General features: G+C 59.4%; 11 protein-coding genes. 7 read left to right on the forward strand and 4 right to left on the reverse strand.

Translation table 11 applies throughout. The features are described 5' to 3' along the window. Together typA and thiI are read right to left on the reverse strand one after the other, a co-directional pair. On the reverse strand, positions 1–1,818 hold a 1,818-nt coding region (gene typA / locus F8N49_RS18645; RefSeq protein ID WP_016772102.1), incomplete at its 3' end, for a translational GTPase TypA. Positions 1,819–1,957: 139 nt separating this feature from the next. Continuing rightward, positions 1,958–3,412 (reverse strand): tRNA uracil 4-sulfurtransferase ThiI, encoded by a 1,455-nt coding sequence (gene thiI / locus F8N49_RS18650; protein ID WP_151552062.1) that lies wholly within the window; start codon positions 3,410–3,412, stop codon positions 1,958–1,960. Positions 3,413–3,739: 327 nt separating this feature from the next. On the opposite strand from thiI, the gene glnA reads away from it, so the two are divergent. From glnA to F8N49_RS28060, 6 genes are all read left to right on the forward strand, one after another. Then, positions 3,740–5,146, forward strand: coding sequence for a type I glutamate--ammonia ligase (gene glnA / locus F8N49_RS18660; protein WP_016772104.1), 1,407 nt, complete (start codon positions 3,740–3,742; stop codon positions 5,144–5,146). Between the two features lie 258 nt (positions 5,147–5,404). Further along, entirely contained in the window at positions 5,405–5,917 is a 513-nt protein-coding gene (locus F8N49_RS18665; protein WP_151552064.1) for a DUF4124 domain-containing protein, read from the forward strand. A 32-nt stretch (positions 5,918–5,949) separates the two neighbouring features. Further along, a complete protein-coding gene (locus F8N49_RS18670) occupies positions 5,950–6,537 on the forward strand; it encodes a DUF4124 domain-containing protein (protein WP_178117011.1) in 588 nt (195 codons plus the stop codon). Positions 6,538–6,766: 229 nt separating this feature from the next. Further along, complete coding sequence (glnL, locus tag F8N49_RS18675) at positions 6,767–7,852, forward strand: nitrogen regulation protein NR(II) (protein WP_016772107.1); 1,086 nt, start codon at positions 6,767–6,769, stop codon at positions 7,850–7,852. Continuing rightward, positions 7,849–9,285, forward strand: a complete 1,437-nt coding sequence (gene ntrC / locus F8N49_RS18680; RefSeq protein ID WP_016772108.1) for a nitrogen regulation protein NR(I) — start codon at positions 7,849–7,851, stop codon at positions 9,283–9,285. Before glnL ends, ntrC begins: the two co-directional genes overlap by 4 nt. Positions 9,286–9,448: 163 nt before the next feature. After that, positions 9,449–9,682, forward strand: a complete 234-nt coding sequence (locus F8N49_RS28060) for a hypothetical protein (protein ID WP_218574869.1) — start codon at positions 9,449–9,451, stop codon at positions 9,680–9,682. A gap of 147 nt (positions 9,683–9,829) precedes the next feature. On the opposite strand, the gene F8N49_RS18685 is transcribed toward F8N49_RS28060, so the two are convergent. Together F8N49_RS18685 and F8N49_RS18690 are read right to left on the reverse strand one after the other, a co-directional pair. Then, a complete protein-coding gene (locus tag F8N49_RS18685) occupies positions 9,830–11,917 on the reverse strand; it encodes a leucine-rich repeat domain-containing protein (protein WP_256675469.1) in 2,088 nt (695 codons plus the stop codon). 92 nt (positions 11,918–12,009) lie between these two features. Next, on the reverse strand, positions 12,010–12,450 hold the full coding sequence (locus F8N49_RS18690) for a hypothetical protein (RefSeq protein WP_024011226.1): 441 nt from the start codon (positions 12,448–12,450) through the stop codon (positions 12,010–12,012). Between F8N49_RS18690 and F8N49_RS18695 the strand changes: the two genes are divergently transcribed. Further along, the gene (locus F8N49_RS18695) at positions 12,449–12,904 is read left to right on the forward strand and encodes a tRNA (cytidine(34)-2'-O)-methyltransferase (protein WP_016772113.1); all 456 of its coding nucleotides are present in this window, start codon (positions 12,449–12,451) and stop codon (positions 12,902–12,904) included. The genes F8N49_RS18690 and F8N49_RS18695 overlap by 2 nt on opposite strands. The last annotated feature ends 143 nt before the right edge of the window (positions 12,905–13,047 follow it).

Consider the following 13,047-nt stretch of genomic DNA (forward strand, 5'->3'; position numbering starts at 1 on the left):
CGCCTTGGCTTTCTTCGCAGCGCGGGTACGCTCGCTTTCGTCGAGGATCTTCTTGCGAAGACGGATCGACTTAGGCGTAACTTCGCACAGCTCGTCTTCCTGGATGTATTCCAGAGCCTGTTCCAGGGTGAAGCGAACAGGTGGGACCAGAGCGATGGTTTCGTCTTTACCCGAAGCACGCATGTTGTCGAGCTTCTTGCCTTTGGTTGGGTTGACACCCAGGTCGTTGTCGCGGCTGTTCTGACCAACGATCTGACCGTTGTAGATCTCCTGGCCGTGTTCTACGAACAGCTTGCCACGAGCCTGCAGGGTTTCCAGCGAGTAGGTCAGAGCCTTGCCGGTTTCAACCGAAACCAGAACGCCGTTCTGACGGCCGGACATGTGGCCCGACTTCACTGGAGCGTAACGGTCGAAGATCGAGGTCAGGATGCCAGCACCGTTGGTCAGGGTCAGGAACTGGTTACGGAAACCGATCAGACCGCGAGCAGGGATGTTGTATTCCAGACGAACACGGCCCTTGCCATCCGGCACCATGTTGCTCAGGTCGCCCTTACGCAGACCCATCTCTTCCATGACCTTGCCCTGGGATTCTTCAGGGATGTCGATGGTGACGTTTTCGAACGGTTCCTGCTTCACGCCGTCAACTTCACGGATGATCACTTCAGGACGGCCCAGGGCCAGCTCGAAGCCTTCGCGACGCATGGTTTCGATCAGTACCGAGAGGTGCAGCTCACCACGGCCGGAAACCTTGAACTTGTCAGCGGAGTCGCCTTCTTCAACGCGCAGTGCAACGTTGTACAGCAGCTCTTTGTCCAGACGATCCTTGATGTTACGGGAGGTCACGAACTTGCCTTCTTTACCGCAGAATGGCGAGTCGTTTACCTGGAAGGTCATGGAAACGGTTGGCTCGTCAACGGTCAGCGGCTTCATCGCCTCGACGGTGTTGATGTCGCACAGAGTGTCGGAGATGAACAGCTCGTCGAAGCCGCTGATGCAGACGATGTCGCCGGCTGCTGCTTCGTCAACGTCGATGCGGTGCAGACCGTGGTGACCCATCAGCTTCAGGATACGACCGTTGCGACGCTTGCCGTCGGCGCTGATAGCGACAACCGGGGTGTTCGGCTTGACGCGACCACGAGCGATACGGCCAACACCGATAACACCCAGGAAGCTGTTGTAGTCCAGCGCGGAGATCTGCATCTGGAACGGACCGTCACGGTCAACGGCCGGAGGCGGAACGTGGTCGACTACCGCCTGGTACAGCGGAGTCATGTCTTCCGCCATGGCGGTGTGGTCCAGACCGGCAATACCGTTCAGGGCCGAAGCGTAAACAACCTGGAAGTCCAGTTGTTCTTCGGTCGCACCGAGGTTGTCGAACAGGTCGAAGATCTGGTCCAGAACCCAGTCCGGACGCGCGCCTGGACGGTCAACCTTGTTGATCACCACGATTGGACGCAGGCCGGCTTCGAAAGCCTTCTTGGTCACGAAACGGGTTTGCGGCATAGGGCCGTCTTGAGCGTCAACCAGCAGCAGAACGGAGTCGACCATCGACATTACGCGTTCAACTTCGCCGCCGAAGTCGGCGTGGCCCGGGGTGTCCACGATGTTGATGTGGTAGCCGTTCCAGTTGATGGCGGTGTTCTTCGCCAGAATGGTAATACCGCGTTCTTTTTCCTGGTCGTTGGAGTCCATCACGCGCTCGTCGTTGAGCTCGTTGCGCTCCAGGGTGCCGGATTGACGCAGGAGTTTGTCTACCAGGGTGGTTTTACCGTGGTCAACGTGGGCAATGATGGCGATGTTGCGTAGATTTTCGATCACTTGTGTATCTCGATCAGAGGATTCGGTTTGCTGACAAGTCATGGCAGCGATTAGCAGTAGTGTCCGGCATGGCCGTTACAGCTTGACGGCGGTGTCGGGGGGCCGGTGACGCAGGCCACAGGCAAACAGCCCCGGGCACTTAGCTCGGTCGATAAACGCGCACATTGGCATGCCCCTCACTGAGCAAATGGTGGGCATGCAGGCGACTCATCACGCCTTTGTCGCAATACAGCAGGTACTGGCGAGTAGGGTCCAGTTCCTTGAAACGTGCGTTCACTGCATAGAACGGCATCGTCTGTACCTCTATGCCGGCGAGCTCCAGCGGGTCATCCTCGGCGGCATCCGGGTGGCGGATGTCGATGACGATCTGACCGGCCAGCGCTTCGCTGACTTCTTCAATTTGCAAATCCTGGCCCAACTCGTCGATTACCCGATCGATCGGCACCAGTTTGGCGTTGGCGAGCGCACGCTCGAGTACCGCCATGTCGAATTCTTTCTCTTCGTGCTCAACCCGGCCACGCTTGGCGGCGGTCTTGGGGTTGACCGAAATCACGCCGCAGTATTCCGGCATGTGCCGGGCGAAATCGGCGGTGCCGATCTCGTTGGCGGTGTCGATGATGTCCTGCTTGTGCGCGACGATCAGCGGTCGCAGCACCAGTTTGTCGGTCACGCAGTCGATCACCGACAGGTTCGGCAGCGTCTGGCTCGACACCTGGGAGATCGCTTCACCGGTCACCAGTGCATCGATGTGCAGGCGTTCGGCGATCTCGGACGAGGCGCGCAACATCATACGCTTCAAAACCACGCCCATATGACTGTTATCGACTTTGCCGAGAATTTCGCCCAGCACTTCCTCGAACGGCACACTGACAAATAGCACGCGTTGCGAGCTGCCGTACTTCTTCCAGATGAAGTGCGCGACTTCCATCACGCCCAATTCGTGGGCACGCCCGCCGAGATTGAAGAAGCAGAAGTGCGCCATCAGGCCGCGACGCATGATCTGGTAAGCCGCCACGGTCGAATCGAAGCCGCCGGACATCAATACCAGCGTCTGCTCCAACGCGCCGAGCGGGTAGCCGCCGATGCCGTTGTGCTGGCTGTGAATCACGAACAACCGTTTGTCGCGAACTTCGATACGGACTTCGATTTGCGGTGCTTTAAGGTCGATTCCGGCCGCACCGCACTCACGACGCAGCTTGCTGCCGACGTATTTTTCCACGTCCATCGAGCTGAAGGCATGCTTGCCCGCGCGCTTGCAGCGCACCGAGAAAATCTTCCCGGCCAGCGCATCGCCGTAGTGCTGTTTGCACTTCTCGGTGATGTCGTCGAAATCGCCCAGCGGGTACTCGTCGATCTGCAGGAAGTGCGCGATCCCCGGCATGCAGGTCAGGCGCTCGCCCATCTCTTTCAAGGCTCTGGGGTCGGTAACGCGGGTTTCCAGCTCGAGATTGTCCCACACGCCGTTCACCACCACGGCCGGGTCCAAGTCACGGAGCACGGTGCGGATGTTCTTGGCCAACTGGCGGATGAATTTCGTCCGGACAGGTCGGCTTTTGATGGTGATCTCGGGGAAGACTTTTACGATAAGTTTCATGAAAACAGCGCGCGAACGGCCAGCCGAAAAAGGGGGGCGCGGATTATAGCGGAAATTGCTCAAGGTTTAACCAGTTAATGTGCAGAAGGTTTTGCTTGCACCAAAACAGGTCATTTCTGAATTTAAACGCAACATTAAGGGGCGGGATTTGTCGATTCAGAACCTCGCATGCCTTAATAAGCGTGAATTTGGGGCAAAAAACCCATGCTGGGGCACTGGCATGCAATTTGCTCCCTTGTGAGGCAGGTTGCCTTGGCAGAGTATTCGCGCCGGCATCACCATTATTAAGGGCATCCACTACCCGCCCTAATTCACCCGGAGGACACTATGTCGAAGTCGGTTCAACTCATCAAAGATCATGACGTCAAGTGGATTGATCTGCGCTTCACGGACACCAAAGGCACTCAGCACCACGTGACCATGCCGGCTCGCGATGCGCTGGATGACGACTTCTTCGAAGTCGGCAAGATGTTCGACGGTTCCTCCATCTCCGGCTGGAAAGGCATCGAAGCCTCCGACATGATCCTGATGCCGGTCGACGAAACTGCCGTACTCGATCCGTTCACCGAAGACCCAACCCTGATTCTGGTGTGCGACATCATCGAGCCTTCGAGCATGCAGGGCTACGATCGCGACCCACGTGCGATCGCCAAGCGCGCCGAAGAGCACCTGAAAGCTACCGGTATCGGTGACACCGTATTCGCCGGTCCAGAGCCTGAGTTCTTCATCTTTGACTCGGTGAAATTCAAGTCGGACATCTCCGGCTCGATGTTCAAGATCTACTCCGAACAAGGTTCGTGGATGTCCGACCAGGACATCGAAGGCGGCAACAAGGGTCACCGTCCAGGCGTGAAAGGCGGCTACTTCCCGGTTCCACCGTTCGACCACGACCACGAAATCCGTACTGCCATGTGCAACGCACTGGAAGAAATGGGTCAGTCGGTTGAAGTTCACCACCACGAAGTGGCGACTGCCGGCCAGAACGAAATCGGCGTCAAGTTCAACACCCTGGTGAAGAAAGCTGACGAAGTTCAGACCCTGAAATACGTTGTGCACAACGTTGCTGACGCTTACGGCCGCACCGCGACCTTCATGCCGAAGCCACTGTACGGCGACAACGGTTCGGGCATGCACGTACACATGTCGATCTGGAAAGACGGCAAGAACACCTTCGCAGGTGAAGGCTATGCCGGCCTGTCCGATACCGCTCTGTACTTCATCGGCGGCATCATCAAGCACGGTAAGGCCCTGAACGGCTTCACCAACCCGGCGACCAACTCCTACAAGCGTCTGGTGCCAGGCTTCGAAGCGCCGGTAATGCTGGCCTACTCGGCGCGCAACCGTTCCGCTTCGATCCGTATTCCTTACGTGTCGAGCCCGAAAGCCCGCCGTATCGAAGCACGCTTCCCGGATCCGGCTGCCAACCCGTACCTGGCTTTCGCAGCGCTGCTGATGGCCGGTCTGGACGGTATCCAGAACAAGATCCATCCAGGCGATGCCGCCGACAAGAACCTGTACGACCTGCCGCCTGAAGAGGCGAAAGAGATTCCACAGGTTTGCGGCAGCCTGAAAGAAGCCCTGGAAGAGCTGGACAAGGGCCGCGCGTTCCTGACCAAGGGCGGCGTGTTCTCCGACGACTTCATCGACGCTTACATCGCGCTGAAATCGGAAGAAGAAATCAAGGTTCGCACCTTCGTGCACCCACTGGAATATGAGCTGTACTACAGCTGCTGATCCGGTAGCGCTGCGTAAAGTGGCGTGACAAAAGAGGCCTCCTTCGGGAGGCCTTTTTTATTGCCCGGCGCAGTTCATTTACCCTGCGGGAGCGAGCCTGCTCGCGAAAGCGGTGGGTCATTGATCGTTCCCACGCTCCGCATGGGAACGATCCGTGTTTTGGCTACCAGTCTTTTCAATTCCAGTTATTAACGGTTTTGGCCAACCGCCGCACCTGACCTATGCTGCTACCCATCGTTTCCAACCCCGGTCGATTTCATGGGTCGCACGTTTCTCTACATTCTGCTGCTGATCGCCCTGCCCGCCGCCGCGCAGATCTACAAGTACACCGACGCCAACGGCAACACGGCGTACAGCAATCAGCCGCCGGACGGCGTGCAGGCGCAACCGGTCGAGCTGCCGCCGCTCAATCGGGTCGAGCCACGAGCGCCGAGCGCGCCGCAATCACCCAGCCCCGAAGCACCGCAACCAGCGCGCAACGCCTATGAAATCCTCGAACTCGCCGGTCTGCCCACTGACGAGGCCCTGCGCGCCAATAACGGCACCTTTACGGTCAATGTCCTGATCAAACCGCGCCTGCAACCGCCGAATCAATTAAGGCTGCTACTCGACGACCGGCCCTATGGCCAGCCGAGCAACGTGCCGGTTCTGCAATTGATCAACATCGATCGCGGCGAGCATCGCCTGGCCGTGCAAGTGATCGACGGCCAGACCGTCGTTCAACAGAGCCCGGCAGCGGTCTTCACCGTGCAACGGGTGCATACGCCGTGATTCGCGCGGGGCTGGCACTCATCCTGGTGTTGATGTCGACGTCCGCCTCGGCGGAGGTCTTTACCTACATCGACGCACAGGGCAACCGCGTCTATACCGACCAGCCACGCGCCAACGCCAAGCGAGTGCCGATCGCGACGAGCAATCGCATGGCGGTCCCTGCCAACACCGCAGCGCCGATCACCACAGCGAAAAAATCCGCCGAACCAACGCCCTTTCGCTACGACATGCTGCGCATTCTGATCCCGGAGCCCGATGCTACTTTGCGCAACAGCGCCGGCGAGCTGATCGTCAGCGTCACCAGCGAGCCCGGCCTGCAAAGCGGCCATCGTTATCGCTTGCTGCTGGATGGCAAGGCCACTGGCGAGCCCGGCGTCAGCCCGGTATTTGCGCTGAGCAATATCGATCGCGGCAGCCACAGCCTTTCGATCGAAATCCTCGACGCCGCCGGGCGTACCGTGGAACGCACCGCCAATCAGCCGTTCCACATGCTGCGCATTTCCCTGGCGCAGAAACGTCAGGTCAAACCCTGTGTCGCCGACGATTACGGCGTGCGCCCGGAATGTCCGCTCAAGGACAAACCTGAAGAGCCGAAAAATCCATTCCTGCGCTTCTTTTAACCCCACCAGCCGCGCGCACTCTATTGGTGCACTAAACTGCATCTCGCCCACAACCCAACCCATTTTGGTTCGAAACTTCCCGTTTGAGCTGGCTTCGTGCCATACAAACGCGCGTCAAACGCCTGTTTCAGGGCTCAAACGCTTCTTTTCGGAGCCTTGGTTTGGTTTTTGCATTTTCCCGACATCAGCGCTTTGTTCTCGCGCACGCCTTGCTCCAAAAGGGGTCCAGATGACCATAAGCGACGCTATTCACCGTTTGCTGCTCGACAACCTGACCACGGCGACCATCCTGCTCGACGCCGAGCTGCGCTTGGAGTACATGAACCCGGCGGCGGAAATGCTGTTGGCGGTCAGCGGTCAGCGCAGTCACGGCCAGTTCATCAGCGAGCTGTTCACCGAATCCCCCGAGGCGCTCAATTCCCTGCGTCAGGCGGTGGAGCAGGCGCACCCTTTCACCAAGCGTGAAGCGATGCTCACCGCCCTCACCGGCCAGACGCTGACCGTGGATTATGCGGTCACGCCAATCCTCAGCAACGGCGAGACTTTGCTTTTGCTTGAAGTGCACCCGCGTGATCGCCTGTTGCGGATCACCAAGGAAGAGGCCCAGCTGTCCAAGCAGGAAACCAGCAAGATGCTGGTGCGCGGCCTCGCCCACGAGATCAAGAACCCCCTCGGCGGCATCCGTGGCGCGGCGCAATTGCTCGCCCGCGAGCTACCGGAAGACAGCCTGCGCGATTACACCAATGTGATCATCGAAGAGGCCGACCGCCTGCGCAACCTGGTCGATCGCATGCTCGGCTCGAACAAACTGCCGTCGCTGGCCATGTGCAACGTCCACGAAGTGCTCGAACGCGTCTGCCATCTGGTCGAGGCCGAAAGCCAGGGCTGCATCACCCTGGTGCGTGATTACGACCCGAGCATTCCCGACGTCCTGATCGACCGCGAGCAAATGATTCAGGCGGTGTTGAACATCGTGCGCAACGCGATGCAGGCGATCAGCAGCCAGAACGAGCTGCGCCTGGGCCGCATCAGCCTGCGCACCCGCGCCATGCGCCAGTTCACCATCGGCCACATCCGCCATCGTCTGGTGACCAAGATCGAGATCATCGACAACGGCCCGGGCATCCCGGCGGAACTGCAGGAAACCATTTTCTTTCCCATGGTCAGCGGCCGCCCGGACGGTACCGGGCTGGGCCTGGCCATTACCCAGAACATCATCAGTCAGCACCAGGGCCTGATCGAGTGCGAGAGCCATCCAGGCCACACCACCTTCTCGATCTTCCTGCCACTGGAACAAGGAGCCACATCGACATGAGCCGTAGTGAAACCGTGTGGATCGTCGATGACGACCGTTCTATCCGTTGGGTCCTGGAAAAGGCCTTGCAGCAGGAAGGCATGACCACCCAGAGCTTCGACAGCGCCGATGGCGTGATGAGTCGTCTGGCCCGGCAGCAGCCGGACGTGATCATCTCCGATATCCGCATGCCGGGCGCCAGTGGCCTGGATCTGCTGGCGCGGATTCGCGAACAGCACCCACGGCTGCCGGTCATCATCATGACCGCTCACTCCGATCTGGACAGCGCTGTCGCCTCCTATCAGGGCGGTGCTTTCGAGTACCTGCCCAAGCCTTTCGACGTCGATGAGGCGGTATCGCTGGTCAAACGCGCCAACCAGCATGCCCAGGAACAGCAAGGCCTGGAGGTTGTGCCAGCCCTGACCCGCACCCCGGAAATCATCGGCGAAGCGCCGGCGATGCAGGAAGTGTTTCGTGCCATCGGGCGCCTGAGCCACTCCAACATCACCGTGCTGATCAACGGCGAATCCGGTACCGGTAAAGAACTGGTGGCCCACGCCCTGCACCGCCACAGCCCACGCGCGGCTTCGCCGTTCATTGCCCTGAACATGGCGGCGATTCCCAAGGATCTGATGGAATCGGAACTGTTCGGCCACGAAAAAGGCGCGTTCACCGGCGCGGCAAACCTGCGTCGCGGTCGCTTTGAACAAGCCGACGGCGGCACGCTGTTCCTCGATGAAATCGGCGACATGCCGGCGGACACCCAGACGCGTCTGTTGCGCGTGCTGGCCGATGGCGAGTTCTATCGCGTCGGCGGTCATGTGCCGGTCAAGGTCGATGTGCGCATCATCGCTGCGACACACCAGAATCTGGAAACCCTCGTCCACGCCGGCAAGTTCCGCGAGGACTTGTTCCACCGCCTCAACGTGATCCGCATCCACATCCCGCGCCTGTCGGATCGTCGCGAAGACATCCCGACCCTCGCCCGGCACTTCCTCAGCCGCGCCGCGCAGGAACTGGCGGTCGAGCCGAAGCTGCTGAAAAGCGAAACCGAGGAATACCTGAAAAACCTGCCGTGGCCGGGCAACGTGCGCCAGCTGGAGAACACCTGCCGCTGGATCACCGTCATGGCCTCCGGCCGTGAAGTGCACATCAGTGACTTGCCACCGGAACTGCTCAACCTGCCGCAGGATTCGGCGCCAGTGACCAACTGGGAACAGGCCCTGCGCCAGTGGGCCGATCAGGCCTTGGCCCGTGGCCAGTCGAGCCTGCTCGACAGCGCAGTGCCGGCGTTCGAGCGGATCATGATCGAGACTGCTTTGAAGCACACCGCAGGACGTCGGCGTGATGCGGCGGTGCTGCTGGGTTGGGGGCGAAACACCTTGACGCGCAAGATCAAGGAACTGGGGATGAAGGTTGATGGTGGGGATGATGATGAGGGGGAAGAGGGTTAGGTCTCCAGTTCTGCGCTGAACCCATTCGCGAGCAGGCTCGCTCCCACAATTGGAATACGCTCCTCTGTGGGAGCGAGCCTGCTCCGGGCGGCGCTCCGACGAAGCTTTTTGGGCCAGCATGCACCGCATCAATGCACGATGACCCGGGATCGCGCAGAGCCCGATGCTCATCGCCCAGTTGCAAAGTGCTGAAAATTCCAGACTTCAAATAAGCGAAAGCCCCGTATTCCGGGGCTTTCGCGTTCCCAAGGCGTTTTTTGTTTCAGCAAATTTAAACCTGGCACGCACCCTGCAATACCTATCTCAGGTGATTCGTTTCACCACCCGTTTCGGGGACCTTGGTACAGGCAGGCCGGGGATTCCCCTCTTTACATCGGGCTCAGACCGCAACGGATGAGTCCACCCTTTTGGGATCCTTGGTACAGGCAGGCCGGGGGTTCCCTCTTTACACCGGGCTGACGCCGCAAGCGAAGCCCATGCTTTTGGGAACCCTGATACAGGCAGGTCAGGGATTCCCGCTTTTACACCGCAATGCGTTCTGCGCCTATTCGAACTTGGGACGCTTGGGCAGAGAGTGCAGCGGTTGATTCTGTCGCCCTGCGTCATAGCTGCGGATTTCATTCTCCAGCCGGTCCAGCATCCTCCCGGGACTCGTTTCCGTATGAAGAATGGCGTCGAGCCTGGCCCGCTCGGTGACGTCGGCTCTGTCATACATTTCCAGAAACCACCACACGCGCCGCTGCAGCAGCGGGCGTTCGACGTGAAACTCGGGCGTTCGACTCAGCCGACGAAGAATGCCGGTCACTGCCAGGGGCATTGCGGCGTTATGCCTGTCCCACAGCGCTTGTTTTTCCGCTATCTGGTCCTGTGGCACGTTGCGTAGCCAGAGATCGGCAGACCCATCGCTGCTTTCCTGCCCAAGCCAGATATCGGTGCCTGTCTCGGCACGTGCTCGTATCAACCGCCGTAGCGAGGCCGGGTCCGTGATCGGATTGCCGATGAGATTGAAGCCCGCTCTGAGCTCCACGGATTCGGGAATCGACCTGATGTGATTGTCCGCAAGATTCAATTCTTTTGCGGGAATCCTGTCGGTAATGCCCTCGGGAAATCTTTGCAATCGTGTGTTGGAAAGATCCAGCTCCTGCAGTGCGGTCATGTTTTCGAGTGAAAGGCTGTCCGCAAGCGGATTGCCCCCCAGTCTCAACACTTCAAGCTTCGACGCCACGTCGATGGCCTCAAGACCGGAAGGCAGCAGGTGTATTCCGGTGCGGCTCAGATCCAGCACTCGCAGTTCAGTCATCCCTCTGAGGTCAGCTGCCACTTGCAAAAAGGTGACTTGCTCCTGATGCCGCATTTGCATGTCGAGGCTATTCACCGGGGCCTCGAATGTATTGCAAAGCCATAGCTCATGTAGCCTGGCAAGGCCTCGTACGGAAAAGTCAGACGTCAATTCACAGTCCTGCAAGTGCAGCCTTTGCAGACGCGGGAATCTTTTCAATTGCTCGGCAAAGCGCGAATCCAGACTGAATTTTGAATGCACCCAATTAATCACGTCCCATCCTTGAAACCGGCCTTGCACTCCGATTTCCTGACTGGTAATCGTCAGACTTTCAAGGTTGGGAAATTGTGCGCAAAACACGTCTGGATCCAGCCGGCCACGGCCTCTTAAAGTCAGAGAAACCACTGAGCCGAACTTCAAGGAAAGCGGCTTTGCAACTGGCCAAATCGTCAGATCGATTTCCAGCTTGAAGCCCACGAGCCGCCCATCACGGTAGACGCGCTGCTCGGGCTGGCCTTGCCATCGGTACAACTGGCGAAACGTCGCCCACATATTTCGCGCCTCATGAAACTCGTTGTCCGATGAAATGGAACCTCGACTGATCGGCAGGTCAAAATCCGTCGAGTCCAATAGCGCAAGCCCAAGCTGGATATGCTTGAGCTCAAGCTCTGCCACGTCCTTGTCATCAAACCGGGCGATGAAGGCATCCGCGTCCTCGTCGGTCGCGTCGGGAAGGTAGGTGCGGATCTGTTCCCGGGTAGTTGGCCCCGCGACTTCACGCGCATACCAAAGTCCGCTGTCCACATCGCGCAGCATCACCGGGCCGGAAGGGAGCAACTCGCTTGGCCGCCGGGCTCGGTACAAACCCGTCGCAGGATCCACGGCGACAGGCACCAGGTCACCGTTGGCCAGGTCTGCGTAGGTTCGCCGACTGATCACCCGCAAACCTTCGCTGTTGACCTGTGGAAGTATCGCTCGGGCGTTGGTGACGTAATTGTCCAGCGAAGGCTGGCTGGCGGTCGGGCCAATACCCTCCGCGATTGCGCGAACTACAACGGCCGCGGCGGGGGGCACGGCATCCAGGGTGGCGTCGGTGGATGATCCGGCGCGCGGCAGCAAATGGTGCTGAGCAATATCCACATCGACGCCTGTGCGACCCAAGTGGCCGGGGAGCGAAGTGTCCACGTCCGCAGACCGATGCGGGCTGCCCGAGGCGTCCACGTGGGTACCGCCACCGCGAGGGGGTTTGACTGGCATATTTTCATCCTTGAAAAAGACGCCCCCCTGCATTCCTGCAAGGGGACGACGGGTTTCGGCATCCTGCCGTTTGAAGAAGCGAACGATAACGTGCATCAACACGTGCTGGAGATGGGAAAGGAAGACGGTCGCAGTGGGAAACGACCTCAAAAAGTGTGGGAGCGCGCCCCAGTGATGAAGAAGTGCCGCTAGGGCTCGCTCAAACGGATCTCCAGTCGCCAGCGATCATCGACCTCGCTGCCGACCCAGTCGCCCCGCAACGGACGCGCTGCCAGCACCGTCAGCAACAATCCGCCATCACTCTTGCGCGTGCGCCAGTTGACGTCCTTGCCGTTGAGCCTGAGCTGGCCTTTCTGCGGTCGACCTTCGGCCTGAAACAGCAGCGCGACGGTGCCGTCGATGATCTCGCCGTGCAGCTTCGGCTCATTGTTGAACCACACCACCAGGCCGCCATCGGTAACCTCGACCTGCTCCAGCACGCTCGGATCCGGCGTGGTCAGCCGGCCGATCATCAAGCCGATCATCAAGCCGACAATCGCCAGCGAGCCGATGACGCGCGGGAATAGTTTCGAACGGTTGTCCACAGGCGGCGTAGAATGCCGCTCATCTTTACCTTCGGAGCCGTGCATGTTTCACGTCATCCTTTTTCAACCAGAAATTCCGCCGAACACCGGCAACGTTATCAGGCTGTGCGCCAACAGCGGCTGCCACCTGCATTTGATCGAACCACTGGGTTTCGAGATGGACGACAAGCGCCTGCGCCGTGCCGGTCTCGACTACCACGAATATGCCACGTTGCAGCGTCACGCTGATCTGGCCAGTTGTCTGGAAAGCCTGGGCAACCCCCGCGTGTTCGCCTTCACCACCAAGGGTTCGCGGCCGTTCCATGATGCCGCGTTCGTGCCCGGCGATGCGTTTCTGTTCGGCCCGGAAAGCCGTGGCCTGCCAGCGGACGTGCTCGACGCCCTGCCCGCCGAACAGCGCCTGCGCCTGCCGATGCGCGAAGGCTGCCGCAGCCTGAACCTGTCCAACACCGTGGCGGTCGCCGTGTACGAAGCGTGGCGGCAGAACGACTTCAAGTAACGCCGCAAAACAAATGTGGGAGCGAGCCTGCTCGCGATTACGGAGTGTCAGTCAACATTGATGTGTCTGACAGACCGCTTTCGCGAGCAGGCTCGCTCCCACCTGGGGTATTGCTGAACCGTCTTACTGAACGGTCGGGGTCT

This window comes from Pseudomonas sp. GXM4 (assembly GCF_008923895.1).
Lineage (GTDB): Bacteria > Pseudomonadota > Gammaproteobacteria > Pseudomonadales > Pseudomonadaceae > Aquipseudomonas > Aquipseudomonas atacamensis.